At 34.6% G+C, this 26473-nt stretch carries 22 protein-coding genes; 1 reads left to right on the top strand and 21 read right to left on the bottom strand.

Translation table 11 applies throughout. The features are described from left to right. Positions 1 to 346 precede the first annotated feature (346 nt). Both PCH02S_RS27250 and PCH02S_RS27255 read right to left on the bottom strand, forming a co-directional pair. The gene (locus tag PCH02S_RS27250) at positions 347 to 1504 is read right to left on the bottom strand and encodes an outer membrane lipoprotein-sorting protein (protein ID WP_127457255.1); all 1158 of its coding nucleotides are present in this window, start codon (positions 1502 to 1504) and stop codon (positions 347 to 349) included. A 144-nt stretch (positions 1505 to 1648) separates the two neighbouring features. Continuing rightward, a complete protein-coding gene (locus tag PCH02S_RS27255) occupies positions 1649 to 1933 on the bottom strand; it encodes a hypothetical protein (RefSeq protein WP_127457256.1) in 285 nt (94 codons plus the stop codon). A 199-nt stretch (positions 1934 to 2132) separates the two neighbouring features. Between PCH02S_RS27255 and PCH02S_RS27260 the strand changes: the two genes are divergently transcribed. Continuing rightward, complete coding sequence (locus PCH02S_RS27260) at positions 2133 to 3212, top strand: acyltransferase family protein (RefSeq protein ID WP_164819759.1); 1080 nt, start codon at positions 2133 to 2135, stop codon at positions 3210 to 3212. 52 nt (positions 3213 to 3264) lie between these two features. Here PCH02S_RS27260 and PCH02S_RS36765 read toward each other — a convergent pair whose 3' ends face one another. From PCH02S_RS36765 to PCH02S_RS27350, 19 genes are all read right to left on the bottom strand, one after another. Continuing rightward, positions 3265 to 3390: a hypothetical protein gene (locus PCH02S_RS36765; protein ID WP_268598011.1), complete on the bottom strand. Its 126-nt coding sequence runs from the start codon at positions 3388 to 3390 to the stop codon at positions 3265 to 3267. An 85-nt stretch (positions 3391 to 3475) separates the two neighbouring features. Further along, positions 3476 to 4882: an undecaprenyl-phosphate glucose phosphotransferase gene (locus PCH02S_RS27265; RefSeq protein ID WP_127457258.1), complete on the bottom strand. Its 1407-nt coding sequence runs from the start codon at positions 4880 to 4882 to the stop codon at positions 3476 to 3478. A 6-nt stretch (positions 4883 to 4888) separates the two neighbouring features. Then, complete coding sequence (locus PCH02S_RS27270) at positions 4889 to 5755, bottom strand: glycosyltransferase family 2 protein (protein WP_127457259.1); 867 nt, start codon at positions 5753 to 5755, stop codon at positions 4889 to 4891. 93 nt (positions 5756 to 5848) lie between these two features. Continuing rightward, positions 5849 to 6799 carry a glycosyltransferase family 2 protein gene (locus tag PCH02S_RS27275; protein ID WP_127457260.1) on the bottom strand — a complete coding sequence of 317 codons (951 nt, stop codon included), beginning with the start codon at positions 6797 to 6799 and terminating at the stop codon, positions 5849 to 5851. Beyond that, positions 6799 to 7647 carry a dTDP-4-dehydrorhamnose reductase gene (rfbD, locus tag PCH02S_RS27280; RefSeq protein ID WP_127457261.1) on the bottom strand — a complete coding sequence of 283 codons (849 nt, stop codon included), beginning with the start codon at positions 7645 to 7647 and terminating at the stop codon, positions 6799 to 6801. Before rfbD ends, PCH02S_RS27275 begins: the two co-directional genes overlap by 1 nt. Before the next feature lies 1 nt (position 7648). Beyond that, positions 7649 to 8665 (bottom strand): dTDP-glucose 4,6-dehydratase, encoded by a 1017-nt coding sequence (gene rfbB / locus PCH02S_RS27285; protein WP_127457262.1) that lies wholly within the window; start codon positions 8663 to 8665, stop codon positions 7649 to 7651. A gap of 17 nt (positions 8666 to 8682) precedes the next feature. Continuing rightward, positions 8683 to 9228 (bottom strand): dTDP-4-dehydrorhamnose 3,5-epimerase, encoded by a 546-nt coding sequence (rfbC, locus tag PCH02S_RS27290; protein WP_127457291.1) that lies wholly within the window; start codon positions 9226 to 9228, stop codon positions 8683 to 8685. Between the two features lie 15 nt (positions 9229 to 9243). Continuing rightward, entirely contained in the window at positions 9244 to 9987 is a 744-nt protein-coding gene (locus tag PCH02S_RS27295) for a sugar phosphate nucleotidyltransferase (protein ID WP_127457263.1), read from the bottom strand. Between the two features lie 168 nt (positions 9988 to 10155). Beyond that, positions 10156 to 11703: an alginate O-acetyltransferase AlgX-related protein gene (locus PCH02S_RS27300; protein ID WP_127457264.1), complete on the bottom strand. Its 1548-nt coding sequence runs from the start codon at positions 11701 to 11703 to the stop codon at positions 10156 to 10158. 16 nt (positions 11704 to 11719) lie between these two features. Then, positions 11720 to 13150 carry an MBOAT family O-acyltransferase gene (locus tag PCH02S_RS27305; protein ID WP_127457265.1) on the bottom strand — a complete coding sequence of 477 codons (1431 nt, stop codon included), beginning with the start codon at positions 13148 to 13150 and terminating at the stop codon, positions 11720 to 11722. A 398-nt stretch (positions 13151 to 13548) separates the two neighbouring features. Beyond that, positions 13549 to 15756, bottom strand: a complete 2208-nt coding sequence (locus tag PCH02S_RS27310) for a glycosyltransferase (protein WP_127457266.1) — start codon at positions 15754 to 15756, stop codon at positions 13549 to 13551. A 13-nt stretch (positions 15757 to 15769) separates the two neighbouring features. After that, the gene (locus PCH02S_RS27315; RefSeq protein WP_127457267.1) at positions 15770 to 16942 is read right to left on the bottom strand and encodes a glycosyltransferase; all 1173 of its coding nucleotides are present in this window, start codon (positions 16940 to 16942) and stop codon (positions 15770 to 15772) included. Positions 16943 to 16969: 27 nt separating this feature from the next. Next, entirely contained in the window at positions 16970 to 18838 is a 1869-nt protein-coding gene (locus PCH02S_RS27320) for a glycosyltransferase (RefSeq protein WP_127457268.1), read from the bottom strand. Between the two features lie 32 nt (positions 18839 to 18870). Continuing rightward, positions 18871 to 21063 carry a polysaccharide pyruvyl transferase family protein gene (locus PCH02S_RS27325; RefSeq protein ID WP_127457269.1) on the bottom strand — a complete coding sequence of 731 codons (2193 nt, stop codon included), beginning with the start codon at positions 21061 to 21063 and terminating at the stop codon, positions 18871 to 18873. Between the two features lie 16 nt (positions 21064 to 21079). Then, a complete protein-coding gene (locus tag PCH02S_RS27330) occupies positions 21080 to 22456 on the bottom strand; it encodes an ABC transporter ATP-binding protein (RefSeq protein WP_127457270.1) in 1377 nt (458 codons plus the stop codon). A gap of 38 nt (positions 22457 to 22494) precedes the next feature. Beyond that, the gene (locus PCH02S_RS27335; RefSeq protein WP_127457271.1) at positions 22495 to 23283 is read right to left on the bottom strand and encodes an ABC transporter permease; all 789 of its coding nucleotides are present in this window, start codon (positions 23281 to 23283) and stop codon (positions 22495 to 22497) included. 20 nt (positions 23284 to 23303) lie between these two features. After that, entirely contained in the window at positions 23304 to 24473 is a 1170-nt protein-coding gene (locus PCH02S_RS27340; RefSeq protein ID WP_127457272.1) for a glycosyltransferase family 4 protein, read from the bottom strand. Next, positions 24470 to 25408 (bottom strand): glycosyltransferase family 2 protein, encoded by a 939-nt coding sequence (locus PCH02S_RS27345; RefSeq protein WP_127457273.1) that lies wholly within the window; start codon positions 25406 to 25408, stop codon positions 24470 to 24472. Before PCH02S_RS27345 ends, PCH02S_RS27340 begins: the two co-directional genes overlap by 4 nt. Beyond that, a complete protein-coding gene (locus PCH02S_RS27350; protein ID WP_127457274.1) occupies positions 25401 to 26471 on the bottom strand; it encodes a mannose-1-phosphate guanylyltransferase in 1071 nt (356 codons plus the stop codon). The genes PCH02S_RS27345 and PCH02S_RS27350 overlap by 8 nt, the downstream gene beginning before the upstream one ends. Between the last annotated feature and the right edge of the window lie 2 nt (positions 26472 to 26473).

Genomic DNA, 26473 nt, shown 5'->3' on the forward strand with positions numbered 1-26473 from the left:
GGACTCCCCCTCCAATAATTCCGAACCCGTTAGGACCGATAAACCTATGTTAAACCGAGTCACGAAACACTGTCAACCGTCCTTTGGCCTTAAATAAGGCGAAATCGCGTCATATCCAAACGACTCTTTTTATGAGCATGTCTGTTCGCATGGCCGTCTCCAAAAGGAAATCGGCTCAATGCTACTCCCCTCGTACATTTGCAGCCCATTCAGTTCTTTTCTAAAAAGTATGATCTTCCATTGTATTCAATCCCCCATTGGCACACTTTCCCACATTAATTTTCTCTGATAATCGCTTAAAATGCCAAAAAGAAAGACCTGCTCCTAAGAGCAGATCTTTGGTTAGTTACTTACCGGATTGGCCTTCCGTTGCCATAGCCACTTTAATCATTTCATTTGTCGGCAAATCACCCGTCGTTAATCTGAACTCTACGCCGTCATTCGTCCAAGTGAGAGTCTTCTTATCTTCCCCTGTGAGAACGCCGATCGTGAAGCCGAGATCCACAATATCACCTGGCTGCAAAGAAACCGATTTGGCCTGAGGTCTAACCTCAACCATACTAAAGTTATACTTCCCTTTATATCTCAAAAGAACAGCCGCGTCTTCGCCCAGTTTCATATCCGTAATGTCCTGTTTCACGACATCTTTAGGCAGATAGCTCGGCTCAATAATACCAATACTTTGCGGCTTGCTTGCCGCGGCATTTGACTTCGTTGCATCCGTTTTTGTGCCTGTAGACGTTGTCGGTTGGGATTGATCGGATTGGCCGCCTGTTGCGGTCAAGTTTTTGTCCGTCACACCTGTTGCCGGATGATCGGCATCCGTTACCTTAACATTGGACATTGTCGGCAATGTTTGCATGTTCCAGCTCGTCATGTTGCGCTCCATTTGGAAGAAATCCTTATCAAACTTCGCATCGAATTCGAACTTCGTGAAATTCACCTGCACCATCACATTTTGGTTCGCATCCGACACTTGAACCTGTGTAGGTGCCAGCGTCTTTTTATTCAGCCAAATTTTCTGGCGGGACAGCTGCTCATTCTGATAATTCGCCGCCACATCGAACACATAAGCATCATTGTCCGTTGTAAACTGGCGATCCTTGTCCGCAATAATACTTCTAGCTAGAGATTGGAACAAGTAAACCTGTCCTTGGTTCTCCGGCCAATCGCTTTGGAAACGGAAGCTTTTCTTCAGATGCGGCGTTAAAACAAACACGCCCTCTTCATTACGCAGCACAATTTGCGTTACATCTTTCGATGCATTCGTCAGCGAAATCCGGTAGAAATGTTCCGGTGAAAACGCCACCTCCACCTGGTACTCCTGCGGCTGAGACCCTGTGTGCAAAATCATGCTGCCAGAAGCCTGATAGCTATCCGCTTTGCTGATCACATGATCCAAATCCTTTACGATAGATCCTGCATCTTTCTTGCCTATCCCGCATCCCGCGAGAACCAATGCTAAGCACATCACCACTGCTACCATCCATGTGACCCGGCGCATTCGATCATCCCCTCACTCATGATTAACATCAACATAGTACATGCATATGAGGGGACTTGGCCGATTATGCAGCCAAGCTACCGGCTTGGACCCATTTAGGCAAAAAAAATAAGACTAGCTCCGGATTCGTCTAATCTTACTCATTTATCTTACTAATTTAAGTGTACGAATACTGGCTGCGTGTTCCATCATCGTCACAGCGATTCCTGCAATTTGCTCGCTTTGCTGCACTTGAACTTGCTTGATTTCTTGTAGCGTGTCTTCTACTTTTGACATTCTGTTCTCAAGATTCCCCATGCGGTCTTCTAGATTACCCATGCGTCTGTCCATACTGTCAACTCTGTCTTTAATAGCTTTAACATCCGCGCCAATTTCATTAATTCTACCGAGCATAGCACTTAAAAACTCACGATCTGTCATTTCAGCCATTCATCTTGTCCTCCAACTTATAAGCCCTAGTCATTACATTATAACCTAGGTTATAGGCAAAAAGAATCCCTAAAAAAATGAAAACTCTTTTTAACTCAACTAAAATTCAGCAACCCTTCAGGTTCCAGACATAGTTTCTTCACAGTCATCTGACATAATGACCTATTGAAGATTCATTCATGAACCGGAGGAACTATCTTTGAATAACAACCAAAAAATCACGCTTCAAGCCACAAGAGGAGCGGCGGCATTTTTTGTGCTGCTTTTCCATACGTCAGCCATGTCTTTCAAGTATTATCAATACGACTTACTAGGGATCAGCTCGATTGGGAGATCAGGCGGGGTAGACTTCTTTTTCCTATTAACCGGGTTCCTGCTCTTTCGTACATATGGCCACAAAATAGGGACTCAAATGCCCGTACTCCCCTACTTAACTAAACGTCTTATTCGTATCTATCCCTTCTACTGGCTAATCACACTTATTGTGCTGCCTGTCTACTTTTTTGTTCCGAGTTTTGGATACGGCTTTGAGACGGACAAAGATACCATTATTAAATCATTCCTGCTGCTCCCTCAAGCACATGGCCCCATACTGCCGGTGGCTTGGTCGTTAAGCTACTTTGTGCTGTTTTACTTGGCTTTCAGCCTTCTTCTCGCTCTTGGGAAAAAGCCAGCCTTTATTTTCGCTTCAATTTGGATTGCCTTAACTTTATGCCATTTTTTGCGAGTACCACTGATAAGTGCAGATATCGACCGTCATTTCTATTTAAACTTTCTTTTTAGTGATGTGAACCTGGAATTCATGGCTGGTTGTTTATTGGCCAAATGGGTGGAGCAGCATAGAAGTAAACATTACAAATGGTTGATTGCGATCGGAATGTTTGGATTTTTACTGATATGGATCAATAACAAATATCAATTTGCTCCTCTTCATAGTTACCTGCTATACGTTATTCCGGCCATATTTGTACTGCTCGGCGCTTCCTCCGTACCTGAACGGATTCAGCTGCCGAGGTGGGTTCTTTCCCTCAGCAAACTAGGGGATGCGTCTTACACGATTTTACTAACTCATCTGATATTTATCTCCATATTAATGAAGTTAAGCGTGGCTACTCATCTGGTCGATTATTTGGGTCCTCTGCTCACAAACTTAATAATTGTTATATGTGTCGTGCCGCTATGTCACATGGCGTACAGATTAGCTGAGAAACCGCTTGTCGCTGGACTTCGCGACGTCATAAAGGTAAGTCCTTCCCGCTCTTCAAAACCTGTCTCCTAAACAAAAAGACTGCTTAAGGCTTTAAGCCCTAGCAGTCCTCTTTTATTTATCTTCACCACATATACACAATACCGGCAATAATACCTGCCCAGATCAGGGAACCGAACACCACGCCAACAATCAAACCTTTGCCAATTGAAACGTGTTCATCTTGGTAAGCGTCATCATGATCGATCATAAAAAAACCTCCCCACACTACTTCAGTATATGCTTAGTATGGGGAAGATGTTGACGAATCATGCGGTTGAGGTGAAAAAAATTAATTAATATGCATTTTTATTGATAAAGCCATTAATAATCGTTCGCCAAATAATTTTAATATCAAATAAAAAAGTCCAATTTTCAATATAAAAAATATCGTGCTTGATACGCTCTTCAATCGATGTGTCTCCACGCAAACCATTGCTTTGCGCCCATCCCGTAATGCCAGGTCGAATATGATGCTTCACCATATACTTCGGAACCTCTTCCTTGAATTGTTCCACGAAATAAGGACGTTCCGGCCTTGGGCCGACAACACTCATATGACCAAAAAGCACATTAAAAAACTGAGGTAACTCATCCAAACTTGTTTTGCGCAGGAAAGTTCCAACCTTTGTGCGCCGCGGGTCATTTTCAACCGTCCACTCCGTATTAGAAGCACTTTCGGGCAACACATTCATGCTGCGAAACTTATACATCATAAAATTCCTGCGGTTCAGTCCAACCCGCTCTTGCTTGAAAATAATTGGCCCTGGAGAAGTTAATTTAATCGCGATAACCGATGCAAGCATGACCGGTGCTGTAATGATGATAGCTACGCTAGCAAATATGATATCAAAAGCTCGCTTGAACAGCCGATTTCGGAACTCATCCAGGGGAATATCCCGCACATTAATGAGCGGCATCTCCGCAAAGTTATCGAAATAAGGGCGTGAAGGCAAGAAATCATAAAAGTCCGGAATAATGAGCGTTTTGACACCAATTTTCTCGCAGACATTGATGATATGTCCGAATTTACGATGAGCATCCAACGGGAGTGCAATAATGACCTCATCGACTATAGTATCATTCAATATCGATTCAAGATCGTCGATTTTACCAATAATCGGCTTATAATTCTGGTAAGGGATCTCGTGTTTTTCTTGATAATCATCAAGGAACCCAACAACCTCGTACCCTAGCTCAGGATGCTGTCTGAGTTTCGTGTAAAACTGTCTACCAAGCGAACCCGCTCCAAGAATAAGGATGAATTGCTTATTATAGCCCTTTTGCCGGACTCGCTTCAGCGAGATTTTGATCATATAGCGGTAAAAGCTAATAGCTAGGATGTTGTTCACTAAGAAAAGCAACAGATAAGAACGCGAAACGTCTACTTCTTTTAGAATAAACAAAAGGCTTAAAAGCAGCAACAAGCTGAATACATGCACTTGAATAATTTTAAATACCTCAAATGAAAACTGCTTTTTTCTTTTTGGCGTATAAAAATTAGTCATATAACTGATGAAAATTGCAATTAAGGCGTAACTGACGCTCCACATCAAATAATGCTTAATTGGCAGTGGAGAATCAAAATGAATCCAGCCGCTTTTAAATTTCAGCCACCAGGAAAGTAAAAATACGAGCTGAATACATATGAAGTCGGCCAGCGCGTAAAGTTGGGTCAAAAAACCTTGACTCTGTCGAATCAATGTAAATCACCTCGTTGGTTTTAGTTTATTTCTTGCTAAAGAAAGACCGAACTTCAAACCTACACCTATGTAAACCGCCGCATTGGTCAGCCAGGAATACTTCTGACGGTAGTGTTTGTTATGAAATAAAATCATCGCACGATGGAATTCATAGATAATTTTATACGGCTTCCTTCGGCTGCTCGCGCCTTTGTAGTGAATGATTTGCGTCCTAGGGTAATAATAATTGACCCAGCCTGCCTGTTTAATTCTATAACACCAATCTATATCCTCACCATACATAAAAAATTCCTCATCCAGCATTCCAACCTGATCAATCGCCTCGCGGCGGATTAACATGAAAGCACCTACTAGTGAATCAATGCCGTATTCCTCGTCTGGATCCAAGTAGCCCAGCTGGTATTGATTGAAGCGTGGAACTTTCGGGAATAGCTTAGAAAATCCGAAGGCATAGTAAAAGGACGCTGACGGCGTCGGGAAGCCCCTTTTGCAGGCTTTGTCGAGCGAACCGTCTGGAAGTACAATTTTGCAGCCACTGGCTCCTACGATTGGGTTCTCGTCCATGAAACGCAGCATTGTATCCAGCGTGTCTTGTTGGACGACGGTATCAGAGTTCAGGAGCAGCACGTATCTCCCTTTTGATTTGCGAATGCCTTGATTGTTGGCTCTTGAGAAGCCTACATTGTTTTTATTGGCGATACAAACGACTTGGGGGAACTGTTCGTTAACGGACTTAATGATTCCGTCATTCGAGGCATTGTCGATTAAAATAATCTCATAAGTGTATGCTGTAGCTGACGAAAATACTGACTTTATACAGGCTAGGGTTAAGTCATGTGTTTTGTAATTAACGATAATAATTGATAAATCCAAGGGGAAACCTCACTTGTCTTAATTTCATTAACCCTATTATAACATGCGAATATTAAAATTAGCCTAAAAAAATAAGACTAGCTTGTGCTAATCTTATGATCTGAACCATTTATTAAGTTCGTTAGGTGATACTTTTTGCTTATAGCGTATTGATTGTCTCTTCTTCTGTAGATTCGCATATTTACGAAAGAAGTCGGCCCATGCGCCTAGCAGCTTTGGTTCTCTTAAAAGAGAATAAGCGAAACTAAGGCCTTCGTATATGAAAAGAGGAGCAATATGCTTACACATATTGGAGAGGCTATCGTTCTTCACCATCATTTTGTAACGGTTTATGTAGGACAGTCTCCTGACAAAAAGCGGCTTACTGCTCCTACCGCCTTCTTTCCAACCTCGTTCATGATAAGCGATTGCAGATGGCTCGTACTGAGCCTTCCAACCGAGCAGCTGTGCTCGCCAAGCGACGTCTACATCTTCTTTGTATGCAAAGAAGTCTTCGTCGAAAAACTCGCCATCTAAACTAATGTCGTTGATCATCTTGCGAGAGTACATGGCCGCGGCGCCTGAGACGCCGAACACTTCCTCAGGTAGCTGAAAGAGATCGCTTGTCTCATGTGCGCCGCGGTCAAATGCTCTACGAGCTTTGTTGATGATAAGGCCTGTGCTGTCAATGTGCTTTGGATCGGCTTTGAAGAGCAGTTTCCCTGTGGCACTTCCAGCCTGAGGTGTGTTCTCTAATGCTTCAATTGTCTTAAGAACATAATCTTTATCAAGGACTACGTCTGGATTCAAAATCAGGCAAAAGTCTGTGTCTGTCAATTTTATTGCTTGATTGTGTCCGCCAGCAAAACCATTGTTTTTGGCATTCTTAACAAGTTGAATCTTGTCAGACCACTTTTTTAATTTTTCAAGCGTGTTGTCTTTTGAAGCATTATCAATAATAATGATTTGATTTATGGGGTAGGATTGCATGATGACTGCATTTAAGCAGTCGTCGATGTGTTCAGAGCTATTGTAGGTCACTATATGGATACTGACTGTATTCATTACTTACTCTCCTCTAGCTCTTTCAAAAATGCTTTCAGCGCTTCCCGCCAAGGTCGCATTTCATCAAAGCCATTTGCACGGATGGCTTCATGCTGCATAGCTGAATTTCGTGGTCTCGGAGCTGAGCGTGGAAATTCTTCAGTCGTACAAGGATTTACTTGCACCTTCACTCCACTCTCTTCGAAAATGGCACAAGCAAATTTAAACCACGAACAAATTCCAGCATTTGAAACGTGAAATATCCCGTATTGTTCCGTCTTTATAAGCTTTTCAAGGAATAAAACGAGATCTACCGTATAAGTAGGTGATCCAAATTGATCATTTACTACCATTAAAGAATCACGAGATTTTGCTAAATTGAGCATCGTTTTAACAAAATTAGCTCCATAAATCCCATAGACCCAGGAAGTTCTCACAATAAAAAACTTAGACGATAACAGTTGCACATGCTGTTCACCAGCTCTTTTGGACTTGCCGTATACACTTTGCGGATTGGCTTCGTCATCTTCTCGATAAGCATTCGTGGCCGTTCCATCAAATACATAATCCGTACTTATATAACAGAATTTGGCCCCGATACTCTCTGCTGTGATTGCTAAATTCTTAGTTCCCTGGGCATTAACAAGGAAAGCTAACTCTGTTTCCTTCTCAGCAAGATCAACAGCGGTGTAAGCTGCAGTATGAATAATCACATCTGGATTTAAGTCTTTAAGAACGTTCTCGCACTGTTTCTCATTCGTGATATCCAACTGTTCTCTACCAAGGCCGTAAACCTCATGCCTGGTACCTAGAATCTTAACAATATCTCGTCCTAATTGACCGTTAGCCCCAGTCACTAAAATCTTCATCTTAAACACCTAAACGTTCGCCGTATTGCTTCGCAAAATATTGTTGGTATTCACCAGTCTGAATTCTTTTCCACCAAACCTGATTATCCAGGTACCAACGAATTGTTTCATGTATACCCGTCTCAAAATTATGCTTAGGCACCCAACCCAGCTCATTTGTTATCTTCGTTGCATCAATTCCGTATCGGCGATCATGTCCAGGACGATCTTTAACGTACTGAATTAATGACTCTGGTTTTCCTAGCTCACGAAGAATAGTCTGTACGATTTGTATATTTGTTCTCTCGTTATTTCCGCCAATATTATAAACCTCACCATTAATTCCTTTATGTAAAACTAGATCGATCGCACTGCAGTGATCCTCTACATACAACCAGTCACGGATGTTAAGACCATCTCCATATACAGGGAGAGATTTATCACTCAAAGCATTAGCAATCATTAATGGGATTAACTTTTCTGGGAATTGATAAGGCCCATAGTTATTGGAACAACGAGTAATGTTCACAGGGAGGCCAAACGTCTCATGATAAGATCTAACTAAAAGATCCGAACCTGCTTTACTAGCTGAGTATGGACTGTTTGGAGCAAGAGGGGTTTCTTCTGTGAAAAGACCCGTTTCTCCAAGTGTTCCATACACTTCATCTGTTGACACATGGACGAATTTCTTAACATTATATTTCCGTGCGGCTTCAAGCAGCACTTGCGTGCCAAGAACGTTTGTTTTCACGAAAACATCTGGCTCTAAGATGCTCCGATCCACATGCGACTCCGCGGCGAAATGAACGACAGTATCTACGCCTTGTTCGAATAGGCTATCTACAAGCACAGAGTTTGTAATGTCGCCTTTTACGAAAGAATAATTACTATTTTCTTGGATGGATCTGAGATTTTCCAGATTACCAGCATAAGTTAATGCATCCAAGTTAATGATTCGATAATTCGGATAACGATCTAACATATAATGCACGAAGTTACTACCGATAAAACCGGCTCCGCCTGTAACGAGTATTTTCATCAGCATATTATTCCCATTTAAAAGTTTATTTCCGCATCTTTAAGCAGCGGATGCTTTTGATCTTTATCAGAAAGAATAGGTTTAGATGTTGGCCAATCAATATTTAATTCAGGATCACTCCAAAGAATTCCTCTATCGTGCTCAGGCGAATAGTACTCGTCCACTTTGTAAAGCACTTGTGTATTCGGAACAATGGTGCAAAAACCATGAGCAAATCCCTTTGGAACAAGCAGTTGACGGTTGTTGGCTTCGCTTAGAATAACGCCTACCCACTCGCCAAACGTAGATGAATCTTTGCGAATGTCTACCGCGACATCATAAATAGCTCCGGATGCTACTCGGACTAACTTTGTCTGAGCTTTAGGATTCAACTGATAGTGTAGTCCACGTAGTACGCCAGTTTCTACGGACAATGAATGATTATCTTGGATGAATTCTTGCCTTATTCCAAGTTCCAGTAACTTTTTACGACTATAGCTTTCCATAAAAAAGCCCCGATTATCTCCATGGACATCGGGTTCTAAGATATGCAATCCTTCTAATTTAGTAGAAAAAATATACATCAGCATTTACACCTCTTACATTTTAAGTTCCCCGAACTCTTCACCAAACAACAGTTCCTTCGCTAGTTCATTGGCTTTAGCTAAAGAGGCATGCGTACCTGCATCTGTCCACCAGCCTTCGAGGATATCATAGGTAAGTGAATTATTTCCAATATATGCATTATTAACATCAGTAATTTCAAGTTCACCGCGACCTGATGGTTTCAATAACTTAATTATATCAAATACCATGCTATCAAACATATAAATGCCAGTAACCGCATAATTACTTTTGGGTTGTTTTGGTTTTTCTTCTACAGAAACGATTTTATTTTCTTGCAATTCAGGAACCCCGAATCTCTGCGGGTCTCTAACTTCTCGGATCAGTATCTTAGCACCTTTATCTTGAACACTAAAGTTATCTACAAATGGAACGATGCTGTCCTCAAAAACATTATCTCCAAGGATCACTACCATTTTGTCCTTACCAACAAATTTTTCTGCAAGACCAAGAGCTTGGGCAATACCACCTGCTTCATCCTGTACTTTATAGGTGAATGATACACCAAGCTCCTTACCACTGCCTAGTAGGTTTACTACATCCCCCATATGTTCTTTGCCGGTTACGATCAGGATATCATTGATATCAGCCTGCTTTAGTTTAGCAATAGAATGGAATATCATAGGATATTTCCCTACAGGAAGTAGATGTTTATTTGTCACTTTTGTGAGCGGGTACAAACGCGAGCCCGTCCCACCTGCGAGAATAATTCCTTTCATTTCGTCCTCCAAGTTTATTAGATTTTTACAATCCTGTAGTTAATTCTTACTGCTTTTAAATATTCCTAATAGAGACAGGAGTATTCGATTGACTACAAAATACAAATTGTAATTTCCCAGCAAATAATCGGTTTAAATTCAATCAGCCCTTAACTTGCATTTAAAATATTAGGATTCAGGAGTTAATTTAATATCATAAATCACTAAATCTTTGTCTGTCGACTTTTCTAGACCATCAATAAAAAATCGAGCAGTTGCAGATTTAATACTAGCATTATCTGATTTAAATACAAAGGAGAACTCTGTTACACTATCTGTTATTTTATCATTATTAAATTGAGGAAGGTCATCTGGAAACAAATCAAAATTTAATTTGGAAAATCCACTTGCTTTATAACTAAGTCTATACTTCTTACCCGGGATCAACTGCAATTTTCCACTTTCTAAAAAAACTGTTCCAGGAGCTGGGACCCCCTTCTTAATAATATATCCTTTACTACCATTTACTTCAGTCTTTTCTACCAAGGAGGTATTTACATTTGGAAACCTCAAATTATCGGGTGTAAATTGTGCCAGCATATCCTCATAAAATATTCTATTAGAATTCAATTTTCCAGCTATATACTGCTCATTCATTTCAACAATTATAACATCGTGATTAAGAACATCATTTTTCCAATCAACTTGCGAAATCTGACCTAAATATTTCGCTTCTTCTCCTATTTTGTATTGATTATGAGAGTTATAATAAAAATAAAAATCTAACATTTGAAACATATTAATGTTGGAGAGAGTATCAATAATTTGGTTAGAGAAACTACCTCCTTCTATTAAAATAGATGGTTTAAATTCTCCTGAATTTTTATCTACAGATATAATTGGTTTTGGACTGGTGTAATTTATTGGTGGAATCCACAGATTCAAAAGATCAGCCAAATCACGATCTGTCCCCTTTGGCTCTAATAGTTCAATCTTATTGAGATTAAAATCTATTAAACTCTTACCAGTTAAGTTTTCAATCTTTTCTACTAAAGCTTTAGTAGTATAATAAGCCCCCAAATAATTCCAATGCGTCCCGCCTCGTGGAAACATATCATAGCCACTACTTTTCTTCGCAGATTCTGTAATACTGTGCCCATCGATATATTGAATTTGGTACTTATCAAGTAATGGTTTAATATTATCATAATTCCTCGCAAGATTATTCTTTTGGGATAATAGTTTGTTGGGTAAAAATTCTGGATAGATTGAAGCTTTACTTGGAGTCAAGAGTAGTAAAAAAGTCTTACCTTGTTCGTGTAATAAATCCTGCAACATTTTGATGTCTTTCACTTTTTCTTCCAATAATATCATGTCCATAGGTGGAATAAACCCTAAGTATTCATTAACGTAACCTGTTTCATATAACTGTTTCTCTTTTCCTATCGTAATGTTATCTTTATATGGTGTTTGATTAAAAACACTATAATACAGCTGTTTGTTAGTCTTTATGTAGTACTCTCTTAAACCGAAATTCTGATTAAACCAATCTTCGAATTGATGTTGAAATGTTCCACTATTCCAATCACCTATCGTGAACACAGGCCTATTAACTTTTTCTACAACACCCGTTAGTGTTGGCTTTTTTATAAGGTTATATTTCATCTGAATCAAGGGCATAGCAATTACCAACCATATTAATAAAATGAAACACCAACCCATATAAAACTTCTTCATTTTGCGATCCTCCAAATTAAAATTGAAAGTAAATAAAAGGACTAAAAGAGGACGTAACACATTTTGTAATGGAAAGCAAAAGAATAACAAGAATACAAATCATTTTAATAAATGTAGATCCAAATATATGGTTGTACTTTATTAACCCTGTCTTATATTGAACGAAAGACGGAAGAAAAGTTATGATAATTGAAAATATGATAATAAAAAAAATAACATTTGAAAACTCCAGAGATTTAAGTGAATTCGGTACTTCTTGATATATTGTTGAAAAATCAAACATTTTTTTCAAGTATTGTAGAGCTGACTCTATTGTGCTAGACCTGAAAAATACCCATGCCACTAATACTAATACATATGTAATTAAAATATTAATCCATTTTGGAATTTTCAATGAAACTTTTAACCAAAACAATTTATCAAATACAATAAATAAACCATGTAAGATTCCCCAAACAATAAAAGTCCAACTTGCTCCATGCCATAGACCAGAAATTAAAAAGACAGACCAAAGATTAAAGTAATTTCTAACTTTTGATTTTCGATTTCCACCAAGTGGAATATAGATATAATTTTTCATCCAAGAAGAAAGAGAAATATGCCATCTTCTCCAAAACTCAGTAATATTCTGAGAAATATAAGGGGAATTGAAGTTCTCAGAAACCTTAAATCCCATAATTCTACTTAACCCAATAGCCATATCCGCGTATCCAGAAAAATCATAATAGATTTGTAATGAATAACATATAACTCCTATCCAAGAAAAAACAATATTAATTTCATTAGTTGGAACCGAAAACACTTCATTCGCTACTATTGCAACATTATCAGCTATCCATACCTTTTTAAATAAACCTATAGAAAACCGAAGGACACCATAGAGTATATCGTCAAAGCTGCTTTCTCTATTAGTTAATTGATCTGAGATATCTTTATATTTTATAATTGGACCAGCAATAGCCATTGGAAATAACATTATATAAATTATATAATCACTAAGTTTTTCTGTTGGTTCTTTTTCCCCACGATAAATCTCGATAATATAGCTTATTTTATGAAATACAATAAAAGAAATTCCTATAGGTAAAATTACATTTGGCCATGTAATTTCTTGAATATGAATTAAGTTTAAGATATCATTCATATTCGATATGAAAAAATTTACATATTTAAAATAAATAAGTAATAATAAATTGATTAATAAAGCAATAATAAAATAAAACTTTTTTATTCGGCCATCTTTTGAATTCTTCATTAAATTTACTATGTGCCAATCTACCAATAAAGATAGTAAAAGAATCCCTACAAACGATGGCCCTCCCCATGCGTAAAAGAAAAGGCTCCCTAATAAAATTACAAGATTTCTATGTTTTTTAATTGTTAAAAAATAGATTGTAAAGAAAATTGGAGCAAATAAAAATAAAAATAAAGGAGAAGAAAATAACATACTTTTGAGTTCCCTTTCCAAATTTTATTAAATAATGTTTATTGGTTGATTAGGATAAGTTGGGCTGAGGGAGTTCTAGCTTAATTATCTTATAGTAGTAGCTTCTACTAAATATTTTAGGAGAAACTAAATGATTATTGATAAAGGAAAAAGTAAACCTTTTAAATCCCATCTTTACAAGGAGACAATACATCATTTATAATTCGTGAAAGAACAACAATCTTAGGTTACATTTTTTATTGGTGCAATCTAATAGTTATCATGGAAACCAAATGATTCCTAATATCCTCTATGAAATAAGCTCACTTAGAAAGTGCGCAAGCGTATACTCCATACTCTTGCGCACTTTTTCAATTTAGATTTGGATTATTAATAATAGAATTATTAAAATACAATATTTAATTCGCCCCATAGAGCTCCGATTTTTGCTTATAACCATAGGTTACCATCCGATTCAACAAATACTCTTTTTGCTCTAATGTGTAATCATTCTTACTTAATATTGACTCTAAATCTTTGACAATATTTTCATCCATTTTAAAATCATGCATAAAGTCAATTAGAGAATCAATTTGACTATCTAATAGATTTTTATGATAATACTTCAATATTTGTTTTACTTCTGCTAGAGTTTTACTTCTTTCAATACTTGAAATCCCTGCAACTTCGTAATAATGAATAGGTTTTTGCACTGTGCAAGGCTTCAGTTCAGGATTTGTTACAAGTAGAAGTTGCATTTTGTAATCTGCTGCGATTCGGAATGTTTCATCATAGAATCCAATTACTTCGTAAGCTTTTCTACTAATAAACATAGTACCATGATTACATGGGTTTTGGGCTAATAGTGCAATATTATTGAAAGGTTTGAGTTCATATATTCCCACTAGGCTCCCATCTTCATTAATAACATATTCTTCTGCTCCGGAATAATCTGCTTCTTGTTTCAATAGTTCTTTGACTGATAACTCAATTGCATCGGGAGTAAACCAATCATCTGAATTCAAAATTCCTATGAAATCACCTGACGCAAATGTTAGTCCTTTATTAATCGCATTATAAATTCCCTTATCGGACTCTGAGACATAATAATCTATTGCATCTTCATACTTTTTAATAATATCAACTGTTCCATCAGTACTTCCACCATCTACAATAATATATTCAATATTATCATATGTCTGATTAAACACAGACTTCATGGATCTCTCGAGTTTTTGTGCTCTATTCCAGACCACAGTAACGATACTAACAAGTGGCTTGTTGGGAAATGACTTTTTATAGTCGCCTTTTAATCTTAACCCACCCTCACATATAATATTGTCTTTGCTGGTCTCAGAGCTAAAGTACTTTCCACATATTTCACCAAATGGAAAATTAACTGATGTCTTACTAATATTACATTGAGTTGAATAATTCGTTTTGGTTAATTCAACACTATTATTTAATTTAACAGGTTTATTATGGGTAGATAAATTCCTCTTCATTAGTCTCCATATTGGTCTTATGTATGGAGCAGCTTTACTACTTGCTACTTTCTTTTTTAATCTTTGAAGTGAAGAATCCTTATTATTATTGGTATATAATTGTGAAGCTTCTTGATTACTGCTAACTCTGGCGATATCATCCAAATTATAACCATTAGGATAATAGACTGAATAGATGTCATTACTAGGTTTCACAATAAAATCAACTATTTCCTCTTCTTTGCTTAACCATTGCTCGTATCCAATTTCTACACTATGTCGAGCTAACTTACATATCTCTTTTATGTTAGCAAAGTTTAATTGATGAGGATTTTTCAGATCATACAATAGGCCATTTATTCCATTAAGGATATATTCATTCATCGTACCATAATTGGGTGAAACAACACATTTACCCATGGCCATCGCTTCAAGGAAGGACATTCCTATACCTTCTGATGAACGGGGTGTAAAATACACTTCGTTTTCAGCAATAACTTTGTAAAGATCTTGTCTTTCCGGAAACCAATCTGAAATGCTAATATTAAAATCTTTAATATCCTTATTAGACGGATAATACGGTTGAAGTCCAGGATCAACTGCATTATGAATATGAATTGATGAAAAATTAGCATCTTTCACTAACTTTTTTATAATTTCCCAATTAATTTGTTCTGGAACCCTCTGCCAAAAGAATCCCTTAAGTCGTTCAATTTCATTCTCTTTATAAGTAAAATTTGATGGGTCGGGGAAGTATTGTACGTATTTACTAGCTAAACCATGACTTAAGATTGCACTATTTAGAGCTTTCGAGAAAGATAACACTTTTACGCCAGCGTAATGTTTCCAGAAATCCCTATTAAAGTGAAATAACTGGTCATTTCCAAAATTATCAAGCATAGGTAAATACGTAATATTAACAGGGAGTTTATAGTATGGTTTTGAGGCAAATGCTGATAATTGATGAAAAATAAAAGAATCATATGATCCAATTAGTTCATCTAAGTTTACCGCCTTGCCTCCCCTCCAAGAATCATCCCATATATATTCTACCTCTAATCCATTGCGTCTGAGTAAATCCACAAAGAATTTTGATGATTGCGTTTTTTGATGAAATGAGTGATCAATATAACCTATCTTCATAATTGTTACCCCTTTATTTAAAAACTTCCTTTAAACTAGATGCATTCTGTTCATACGAAAGCTGCTTGTTAAAATACTGGGCAACTTCATTTAATGACTTCTGATAAAAATTATTATCATTAAGTAGTTGATTAATAAAATGTCCAAATTCTTTGTTATTATCTGTGATTAAGCAGCCATTTTGGGTTTTGTCCGGGAAGCCATCAACGCCTCTAGAAGTACAGACAATAGGAATACCATAACTCATCGCTTCTATCACTTTTACCTTCATGCCAGTTCCATTTAATAAAGGGCACATAGAAATTTTAGTTCTACTATACAGTTCATCTAAATTTTCTACGTAGCCTAATTTCGTAATATTGCTATAATTTTCTTCTATATGTTCTACAACCTTACCCGCAATAGTTATATTTATTTTCGAATCAAGATGTGGGTATACATTTTCTAAAAACCATCGTATTCCTTCAATATTATAAGAATTGTCATAACCAATAAACAACAAGTCAATATCTTTTTTGTTAATTTCATCTTCTTCAATTTTATTTTTTACTAGGTGTGGTAAAAATCTAAACTTTTTCTTATTTAGAATTTTTTCAAAGAAGATTTTTTCATCATTTGAAATACAAATTATTTCATCAAAATTCTCTAATCTCTTGATCTCACTTTCAAGTGGTCCACCAATTTCACTTGATAAACCTGTAATATAGTGCCCTACAGATAACAAATCTTCCATGAAGTACACTTTTTTTGTTTTTTCATTTGTGAAGTTCAATAAATTCCCAGTATATACATAAAACATCACAATATAATCATAATCATTCTTTAATATTTCATTAAATTGCTCCTGCATAATTGGTGTAACCCAATCATCCAATTCATTTTTTTGAATATTATTTAATTTAAAAAGATTCAATATAAGTCTTTGCAATTTGCCTTTGGCACTTGAAACCCTAACATATTTTTGGGTATGATTAAAATCATACAAAAATAATTTATCGATAATCCCTTCACTGTTATACTTCTGAAATTCATTAAATGTTGAACTCACAAAATTTTCAAAAGAGTATAAATCAATTGAAAAATTATTATTTTTCAGGTATTTTGCTATTTCATAAACTCTATTATTTGTCCCCATGTTCCGTTCTAGGAAGTTATGTGGGTATATAAATAAAACCTTTTTTTTCATATCAATTCACCATATTAGTCAATTTTTTTATCTCTTTTTGAATAATCTAGCAAGTAATCTTAGAGGTTTTGTAACTTTCCATGATTTTGATTGATAGATGCTTTCTAGTTGTAATGACATATTCTCATTGTTGTATTCTAAATTTTCGATTAATCTTTGCAAATTCTTAACTTCGTTAATAAATTGTTCCTTTTCAATCAACAAAGCAGTCTTATCTTGAGAGAGAATTTGATTTTCAATTGTCATTAAATCTTTCTGATGTGATAAATTATCTAATTGAGTTATTAAATTTAATTTATCATGTTGTAGCCCTTCTAATTCCACCAGTAAATTCTCGCTATGTTTCTGCAAATTCTCATTTTGTTTCTTCAAATTCTCATTATGTTTCTGCAAATTCTCAATATCATTTTGTAATTGTTTTATTGAATCGTTCATTGCAAGTTTTTCTTGATTAAGATTTCCCTTTTCTTTGATTAGGAGATCTATGGATTGTTGTAACTCAACTTTTTCTTTGTTTAAATCATTATTAGCTCGTTCTAGTTCAACATAAGTAGTTTCGATTTCCATACTAGTGTCACAAATCCAATCCATTAAAGGCTCCGCAACCTCAGGACTAAATCGGGAGATCTCTTTTGAATTATAAAGATTTGTGCTTTTATTTTTTAGCATGTCTTCAAATAAATTCTTATACTCACTTGCTTGTTTTTCAAATGAAAAATATTGTTCGGCATAACTCCTACAATTTTGTGAAAAATCTTTATTACTGAATATAATATTTTTTATATTATTAGCTAATTCAATGCTATTTCCAATTTCGCAGGAATAGCCGTTTAAACCATTAATAATAATATCTTTTATGCCTCCAGTATTAAATGCAACTACTGGAGTTCCGCAAGCTAAACTTTCTAGCATCATATTGGGAAGATTATCTTCAAGTGATGGAAGGGCAAGAACATCAGCAATTGAATATATTTCGGCTAGTTTTTTATCATCACTTATATACCCAAGCGCTTTATATGGTATGTCCATTTCGTCTAAAATTGGAGACGGATTCCCGAAAGCCAATACATATAATTCATTTTGTGCTAATAATTCTTGGATTCTATTATCTTGTTTAAGATGCTCAATTGCATCTAACAAATAACGTAATCCCTTCCTTTTTTCATTTAAATCTTCAGCGCCAAACAAAATAATTTTTGTTTTTTCTAGTAAACCTATTTCTTTTTTAAAAGAAGAATTCTTATTTGGTTTATATATTTCTGTCTCCAAAGAATTTGCAATAATCTCGATTCGATGATTTTTAAATAGCGCGCTTTCTCTTGCAGTCTCAGCAAGCCACTTGCTTGGTGTAACAATTGTAATATTCTTGGGAATATTTTTAATTTTAGAACTTAATATATGTTTAGTTATATTATTTGGGTTAATAACTAATTGGGGGCATGAATCACAGTCTTTTTTATATTTTTCACATCCGTGTCTGTAGTGGCAACCGCCAGTAAACGGATTTTCATCGTGTAAAGTCCAGACTAAAGGTTTTTGCATGCTATCAAGCTTTTCAATGGCTTCTATAGATATAAAAGATGGAATCCAGTGTAGGTTGATGAGATCATAACTCTCAAATTGTTTCAAAAATTCAAATCCTACACTAGGATACATTAAAGAAGAAATCGTATTCCCTTTTTCTATATTTTGAATAAAATACTTCATAGATAATTTATCAAATAGCATATTATTAACGTCTTTAGCTATAACTTGACTCACATAATTATCATCGATATTTTTCCATTTCACAAACAAACGACTTTCTACACCATTTGAATTCAGTGCTTTATTTAATCTTAAAGCTGCTTTCCCTGCACCACCACTATCAAATGTATTCAAAAGAGCTACTTTCATAATACATCACCATCATTCTAGTGCAAATTATTTCATACTAAATTAATTTGCATCATTTTTTTATACAAATACGTTTCATCAACCATTATATCTGTCATAACTCCCATATGATCAAGCTTATTTCTTTCAGACAAGTAGGAATTAATTTTACCACCTGAAGTATAATCAATAGCAAAGAAATCAGAATTTAATGTTTCAGCGAATACCACTGAATGAAATCTCATACATAAGTTTAATTTAGATGATCTCATCGAATCGACAATAGTCTCAACTGTTGAAAGTTTATCTTCAATATAAACATCATTATTTGAGAAATACTTATTTACGAAGTTATAATTGAAATCTCTGTCATCATTTCCGATAACAAAATTATGCATTGCATAAAAATGCGGCTTTAACCCAGTTTTCTTAGATAAATAAATAATATTTCTGGCTAGTCCCTCTTCAAATTTCTCTTTAAAGCTAATATACTCTTCATAATTTAAATTTCCAAAATATTCGCTAGTTAATTCTCTTAAAAAACACGAGAATTTATTTGGAACTTCGGATACATTCACAGCTTTCTTCAATTTCTGAATATATTTAATTGCAGGGTCGCCAATATTTAATATATCATCACGTCCGGTTAGTTCTTTTGCGAAATTAGATGACTTATTATCTCTTAGGTAAATACTATCAGCTAATTTTAGTATTTCTTTGACTGCACCTTTTTTTTCATCACTATACAATGGCCCAATACCAGAGCCGAAAACGGTTGTCTTTTTCTCATTTTTCTTAGCTAAATTAAACGACCACTCGATTAATGCTAATTCATCCAATTCCATTAGAGGTCCACCGCCAACTATAACTTCATCGACTACAGAGGCTCTTTGAAAAAATTGTTCACTATATACAGGCACAACAGTAGCTCTAACCTTCAATTCATAAACAGTTCTTTCTGTTATAAAAGGATAAAGAGAGCTAATATATATATCTAAGTTTTCAGATCCATATTTCTCAGAATAATGATCTAATATTCCCCCTAAAATTGCTTTATCCCCGACAGTTTCGGTGCCATACCATCCAACTATAAATATTTTATACTTTTCTGGATTACTATTAGTATAATTCACACTAAATTGATCTTTTAGATCATTATAAACCGAAACTTTTATTAGATCTTTATACTTTTTTTCTGTTTCTAACAACGTTTTCAATTCTAAAGTAGGATCAGAATGATAATCATGAATACAATTCATACAATGATTTTTTTCTATTTCATGCAGTACTTTCAGATTCTTTTTATAAATCTGCTCTCCTGAATTCTCCAATAGATTCCCGATTACTTTGGATTTTGGAGCACAATAAGCCATTCCGCCATGACAATCTAGATTGATAGCTTTACGGTTTTTATATGGACACCCGATAAGCCTTTGACCACCCTGTAACATATTCTTAATACTTCTATATGTGTTTTTCACATTTTCATCAGTTTCATAGCTGTATTCTAATTTACTGTAAAAGAGCAAAAGTTGATAGATCTCATCTTCATTAAAATTCCTAAGCACCTTTGCATGTCCCTCAGTATTATTATAAAGTCTATTAATAAATTCTCCGACTCTAAATCTACCATAGATTTGATTATTTCTTAAGAAATTCAATACCTGATCCATGTTCCATATATTAACTTTCGTAATAGTCGTACCTGTACTGAAGGGAATTTGTTCCTCTTTAAGCCAATTGATTATTTCTATAACCTTTAAAAAATTGCCTTCTCTACCTCGATTCAAATCATGAACCTCATTTACACCATCCAAAGAAACCATAACAGAAAAATGTTTATCATTGACTTTACATAAATCAGCTATGTCTTTTACAATAGTCTTGATTTGTTGTGGTAGCAATGCATTGGTAATCAAACTTAAACCTGTAACTTTCGGTAATGCTTCAATTGCAACCTGAAAATACTCGGCGAGATTTTTTGTTAATGTAGGCTCTCCGCCCGTAATTCCTATATGCTGTACATTTTTAAAAAGAGGATCTTGTAGCACCTCTTTAAATTGGCTTGTATTAATATTTTCTTGATCATTCTTTCGCCAAATATCACACATAACACATCTAGAATTACAAAAATTATTTACCTGAAAATTAATTACTTGTATATCTGCATCTACTTTATTTCCATAATGCTGTCTATATAATTCAACTATACTATGAGGCAATATTGATTTGATTAGATTTTTCATGGAATTCAAATCTCCCTTACAACTTATATATGCTTGATGTTATATCAAAATCAACTAATGAATTCATTAGAGATTTTTTATGTTCTAACATTCTGAATGCAATAGCATCAACTTGTCTATCCAAGAATATTTCAGTATCGTCTTCGATTCCTACCACTCCACATCGCAAAAAGTACACACCAGCAGCTAATTTGGGAGTAAATTCAAACTCAATAGTAAGTATATTATTTACATCAATGGATGATAAACCATTTCCAGGTTTAGCAGTTTCAGCTCCACTTATTTCAATCCCAGTTTTAGTTTTAATAATCATCCCGAAACGAACATTTTGACATTTCTCATAAAAATGAACTTTATAACTTAGAACATACTTCTTTCCAAAACGAAGAACATTAATATTTTCACCCTTGTAATTCAAAATTTTATAATCAAATATTCTTGCTCCCTTATTTTCATATAGAATCGGATTTGATGGAATTAGTCCTTCATCGAAGTATTCTTCTTGTTCGTCTAATAGCCCTTCTTTGAGATGATAAATTCCTCTATGTTCTTCAAAATCACTTTTCTTATCAGAAGTATGCGATTTGTTATTATCAATTCCAAAATGGTTAATCTTTTCGATTTGTTCCTTGACATTATTCAACTTGTCTTTAGGAGTAAATAATAATTTTTGATACAAATTTACAACAGTATTACTGGGGCCCATTATGAGCTTTTCTCCATCATTCATTAAAATTGCTTTATCACATAATTCTACAATTAGATTTCCAGAGTGTGATACAAAAAGAACAGTTTTACCACTTTTCTTGAAAGCATCAATCCTAGAGAAACATTTTTTTTGAAACAAGTCGTCTCCTACTGCCAATGCTTCATCAACTATTAATATTTCTGGATCGACATTAATAGCTACAGCAAAGGCTAATCTAACAAACATCCCACTGGAATAAGTTTTAACAGGTTGATCTATATGAGGTCCAATATCAGCAAATTCGATAATAGAAGGAACTTTGTTCTCAATCTCTTCTTTTGTCAGCCCCATCATAGATGCATTCAAATAAATATTTTGCCTACCGGAATATTCCGGATTAAAACCAGCACCTAATTCAAGTAAAGCTGATATTTTCCCATTTATTTGAATATTTCCACTTGAGGGCGTTAATACGCCAGTTATCATTTTCAATAAAGTAGATTTACCTGATCCATTTTTCCCTATAATACCAACGGTTTCACCCTTTTTAATATCAAAAGAAACATCATTGACAGCAAAAAACTCTCTATGATATTTTTTACTTTTGATAAAATTCAATGATTCGTTAACTCGATCAATTGGTTTATCATAAAGTTTATAAATCTTAGATACGTTATTTACTTGGATTGCAATCTCTTCAGTCATGGCTACCACCCGATACTCAAAATTTCTAAAACCGTATATCAGATCACGTCTGCAAAATGTGGCTTTAACTTTTTATAAAAAGTAGCTCCTAACAAAAATAATACTAAAATAATTAACCAAAACCATGTAGTTTGATTATACCTTTGCCAAAACCAAACATGATTAATTAATGTATCACGATACCCTTCAACAATATAATACATAGGATTTAATTTGAAAAATACTTGGTATTTCAAAGGGACCATATTATATGACCACATAATTGGAGTTAACCACATACCGAATTGAAGAATTATAGTCACGATATTACTGATATCTTTGAAAAAAGGAACAATTGACGAAGTAATTAACGTTAATGCCAGTGCTAATATACTAATACAAAATGAGTAATAAATCAGTTGAATCCATATTATTTTTGGAGAAAAACCATAAACTAAATAAATGGTTAACAAAACAATAATAAATACAAGATGAATGAATAGCGATGAGATTATTTTAATTATTGGTAAAATACTTACTTTAAAAACTACTTTTTTAATTAAATAACTATATTCAACAAAAACATTTCCGGCGCTAGACCAGGCATCGGAGAAGAAAAACCATGGTATCATTCCCGCGGCAAACCAACAGATAAAGGGTACATCTTGGATGGCTGTAGATTTAAATCCTATTTGGAATACAAACCAGAATGTCAGTAAAGTCATTATAGGTTGAATAAACGCCCATGTAATACCAAAAATCGAACCAGAATAGCGGACTTTAAAATCATTTTTAGCAAAATTCCAAATCAAACTTTTATTATTGAAGAGCTCTTTTATTCTTTGCATAATTCTTTTCGTTTCCTCCGTCAATTTGAAGAATTCTGTAACACATCATTATAGAATTCAAGTAATAATTTTGTATTTAAAGACCAATTGAAGTTTTGACTTGCGAATCGCTTACCCCTATCTCCAATTTGCTTACAATAAGTTTTATTATTAAATACAAATTCAAGTTTTTCACATATTTCTAACGAATTTCCTTGTTCTAATAATATACAATTATACATATCTGATAAGTATCTCCCAATGTTTGTTTTTGGAAGTATCACAGGTTTGCCCATGGCGAAAAACTCCGGAAGCTTTGAAGGGAAACGATAATCATTAAATTCATCTGATACACCTGGTTGAACGAACACGTCGGCAATCGACATAATTCTAGGAAGCAATTCCCTTTCAACGAACCCTAACTCAATATATGATTCTTTTGAGTTCATAAGTGCAGCATCGTGAAAATCAACAAAATCTCGCCCCGTTCTAACAAGTTTGACTGAAATCCCTTTTCTATTTAAAGCAGCGATAGCGAGATACAAACTGTATACTTCCTTTTTATTTGAAAGATGAACGTTACCGGAATATACAACAACATAGGTCTTATTATGAATTCCAAGTTTATTCTTTAGTTCTATGTCAATAGGCCTTGGTTTGAAGAGATTTTCTTCGTAACCAGGCCAGATTACCTTAGCTAATATTGGAGATGGTTTAAATTCTAATAATTTATCAATTATAACTGTAATACCATCCGCTTTCGCTAAGAATTTTTTATATTTCATTGGATGGGAAAATTGCTTTTCAATAATCCGGTTAACCACTTTTTCTGGTAATAAAGACCATTGTTGATGTTCAATTTTATATGAAGCTTTCAAAATAGCTTCTTCATTGTCCTCAAGATGTACAATAAGTTTAGAGTTATAGTGCTTAGCCAATTTTTCTGTAAATTCTCTAACGATTTCTCTTGGAGTCCAAGCATGGATTATATCAGGATATCTTCCATCTGGGAATTTTATTTTCCCTTCTAGAAAATCATTAAAATCAAATACCTCAAAATTTGCTTTTCCAATTAAATGAATTGATTCTTTATTATTTGGAACACAAACCCCACAGTCAACATTCATGTTAACTAAATTATTAGCAAAGTTAAAAATATGAATCGCACTATTGCTAGAAAAATCATGATAATTTACAAATAGTATATTCACAAAGTTTCACCTATAAACAAATTATTCTGGATCGAAAAAGATCTAAATTCCACACGATCTTCCCAGCTATTCCAAAATAGAGCTCGATCTAATAAATCAACAGTTTCTTTGTTTCTACTATCATCCTGTCCAATAACAATGATATTTGGTTGATATAGAATAATCTTCCCTTTTTCACGAAGCCTCAAACATAAATCTATAATAGAATATTTAATAGATAGATACTCATTTAGTCCATTACATTCTAACAATGATTCACTTTTTATCATTAAACACCCTTGGGTCACTGCTAATACTTCTAGAAGATTATTAGCACTGACCTGTGACTTGTTATAAGCTTGTTTGTATGAAGCATCCGAAGATAGTTTTAAAGGTGCTGCCACTCCTGTGTTTGAAAAATTAAGGCAGGTTATTAATTCTTCTATCCAATCTGGACTTTCTATCACAATATTACTATTAAGTAAGGCGACATATTCTGTTTTGATTTCTCTAATTATTCTGTTTAATACAATTGAATAATTACATTTCTCATAGAATAACATCTTAATGTCAAATTCATTCAAATTTTCAAATGAAAAATCATTATCGACTATCTCGGAGTTTCCAAGGACTATTATCTCATAGTTATCATAAGTACTCTTATCGATAATTGAATCAATACATCTTAATAATTCTTGTTTGTCTCCATCTAAAAAAATAATAATGCTAACTTTTAAGTTTGTATAAGTTCGACCAATCATTTTTTCACTAGAAATTATTTTTGGATACTTAGGTAGACTTTTTTCGATAAAACTATCTGAAGAATACCTTTGCAAGGATTCCAGTCTTTTTTTATAAAATCTATAAACCATCTTTTTATAAACTTTATAAATCAAGCTTCTAAGTCCTTTGCTGTTATAATAAGCTAAAACACGCTTTAGGTGATTTTTATACATAATCACTCATGCCTTTTTCTTTAAGCATATCAACGATATTTTTAACATCTTGTGCTCTATCTTTAGGACATACTAATATTGCATCTCGTGTTTCAGCTATAATTAAATTATTAATTCCGATTGTAGCAATTAATCTATCATTTCCAAAGATGATGCTATTTTTGGTTTCTAAACCAATATGTTTTGCTTTCACAATGTTACCTTTATCATCAGGGGAGAAAATACCACCTAAAGCATCCCAGCTTCCAACATCATTCCAACCAAAATCCCCCGGAATTACAATAACATCATCACTTCTTTCTAATATGCCATAGTCAATTGATATATTTTGTAAATTGGGGTAAATCTCAGCAATAGCTTGTTCTTCATTTTGTGTACCAATATCAGCATAAATTTGCATCATATTATTGTATAACCTAGGAAGATATCTCTGAAAACAAGCAATTATTTTACTAGTCTTCCAAAGAAACATCCCACTGTTCCACAAATATTCTCCTGAAGACAGATATTGATTAGCCTTATCAAAACTTGGTTTTTCAACAAATTCCTTAACTTCATAAGCCCCATTGTTCAAAATACTCTTATTAAAGTTAATATATCCATATCCTGTAGATGGGAAAGTCGGTTTAATTCCGATAGTAACTAGGTTATCTTCCTGTTCAGCTAACTGGCTCGCCTTTTCAAGTACTGATTTAAAACTATTGACATTTGTAATATGGTGATCTGATGGAAGAACAATCATTACGCAATCATCATATTTTTTTTGCAAAAACAATGCTGCATAAAGAATGCATGCAGCGGTATTCTTACCGAGTGGTTCTTTCAATATGTTTCTTCTTGGAACTTCTTCTAATAAGATATCTTCAAGTAGAGAAGCCTGAGATTTATTTGTAACTATTATTGTATTTTCAATTGATATTACTTTTTCATATCTAAGAATTGTATCGTTAATCATAATATCATTGCCGCTGATGTTCAATAATTGTTTGGGCTTGTTTTGCCTAGACAATGGCCAGAAGCGAGTTCCTCCACCGCCTGCCATAATAACCGAGAACCTTTTCATTA

The organism is Paenibacillus chondroitinus NBRC 15376, from assembly GCF_004000765.1.
Taxonomy (GTDB): domain Bacteria; phylum Bacillota; class Bacilli; order Paenibacillales; family NBRC-103111; genus Paenibacillus_E; species Paenibacillus_E chondroitinus.

Bases quoted from the DNA above. Each gene is read 5' to 3' on its own strand.
- PCH02S_RS27250 (WP_127457255.1), bottom strand. From the start codon at position 1,504: ATGCGCCGGGTCACATGGATGGTAGCAGTGGTGATGTGCTTAGCATTG.
- PCH02S_RS27255 (WP_127457256.1), bottom strand. From the start codon at position 1,933: ATGGCTGAAATGACAGATCGTGAGTTTTTAAGTGCTATGCTCGGTAGA.
- PCH02S_RS36765 (WP_268598011.1), bottom strand. From the start codon at position 3,390: ATGATCGATCATGATGACGCTTACCAAGATGAACACGTTTCAATTGGC.
- PCH02S_RS27275 (WP_127457260.1), bottom strand. From the start codon at position 6,799: ATGAATACAGTCAGTATCCATATAGTGACCTACAATAGCTCTGAACAC.
- rfbD (WP_127457261.1), bottom strand. From the start codon at position 7,647: ATGAAGATTTTAGTGACTGGGGCTAACGGTCAATTAGGACGAGATATT.
- rfbB (WP_127457262.1), bottom strand. From the start codon at position 8,665: ATGAAAATACTCGTTACAGGCGGAGCCGGTTTTATCGGTAGTAACTTC.
- rfbC (WP_127457291.1), bottom strand. From the start codon at position 9,228: ATGTATATTTTTTCTACTAAATTAGAAGGATTGCATATCTTAGAACCC.
- PCH02S_RS27295 (WP_127457263.1), bottom strand. From the start codon at position 9,987: ATGAAAGGAATTATTCTCGCAGGTGGGACGGGCTCGCGTTTGTACCCG.
- PCH02S_RS27300 (WP_127457264.1), bottom strand. From the start codon at position 11,703: ATGAAGAAGTTTTATATGGGTTGGTGTTTCATTTTATTAATATGGTTG.
- PCH02S_RS27305 (WP_127457265.1), bottom strand. From the start codon at position 13,150: ATGTTATTTTCTTCTCCTTTATTTTTATTTTTATTTGCTCCAATTTTC.
- PCH02S_RS27310 (WP_127457266.1), bottom strand. From the start codon at position 15,756: ATGAAGATAGGTTATATTGATCACTCATTTCATCAAAAAACGCAATCA.
- PCH02S_RS27315 (WP_127457267.1), bottom strand. From the start codon at position 16,942: ATGAAAAAAAAGGTTTTATTTATATACCCACATAACTTCCTAGAACGG.
- PCH02S_RS27320 (WP_127457268.1), bottom strand. From the start codon at position 18,838: ATGAAAGTAGCTCTTTTGAATACATTTGATAGTGGTGGTGCAGGGAAA.
- PCH02S_RS27325 (WP_127457269.1), bottom strand. From the start codon at position 21,063: ATGAAAAATCTAATCAAATCAATATTGCCTCATAGTATAGTTGAATTA.
- PCH02S_RS27330 (WP_127457270.1), bottom strand. From the start codon at position 22,456: ATGACTGAAGAGATTGCAATCCAAGTAAATAACGTATCTAAGATTTAT.
- PCH02S_RS27335 (WP_127457271.1), bottom strand. From the start codon at position 23,283: ATGCAAAGAATAAAAGAGCTCTTCAATAATAAAAGTTTGATTTGGAAT.
- PCH02S_RS27345 (WP_127457273.1), bottom strand. From the start codon at position 25,408: ATGTATAAAAATCACCTAAAGCGTGTTTTAGCTTATTATAACAGCAAA.
- PCH02S_RS27350 (WP_127457274.1), bottom strand. From the start codon at position 26,471: ATGAAAAGGTTCTCGGTTATTATGGCAGGCGGTGGAGGAACTCGCTTC.